The organism is Microbacterium sp. AISO3 (assembly GCF_002204305.1).
Taxonomy (GTDB): Bacteria; Actinomycetota; Actinomycetes; order Actinomycetales; family Microbacteriaceae; genus Microbacterium; species Microbacterium arborescens.
The window spans coordinates 1-397 of the sequence record NZ_NHRF01000165.1 but is presented as its reverse complement, the minus strand read 5'-3'; the positions used below and the strand labels follow the sequence as shown (position 1 = coordinate 397).

Below are 397 nucleotides of genomic sequence, written 5' to 3'. Positions count from 1 at the left end.
ACCCGTATGTGCGCGCCCAGTATCGAAGCGGTGAGACTAACCACCCTGATCTGCCGATCGTTGCCATCCCTTCGGGGATGGTTGGTTGGTGGTGATGCGTGGGGCCTGATCCGTGGTAGGTCAGTGATGGGGTGACGCAGTGAGGTAGCTAAGCCGCTTATTGGATTGCGGTGCAAGCGTGTGGCACGACAACATTGGTCAAATCCGGTTGTCATCAAGTGTGAGGCGTGATGCGTAGCCCTTATGTGGGTGATGTTGGTGATCCTGTACTGCCGAGAAAAGCCTCTAGCGATGTGCATGTACGGCCCGTACCCATAACCGACACAGGTGGTCAGGTAGAAAATACTAAGGCGAGCGGGTGAACTGTGGTTAAGGAACTCGGCAAAATGCCCCCGTA

The 397-nt window shown here is 55.4% G+C and carries 1 rRNA gene; it reads left to right on the top strand.

The features are described 5' to 3' along the window. Positions 1–397, top strand: a 23S ribosomal RNA gene (locus tag CBF90_RS16815); the annotation flags it as partial.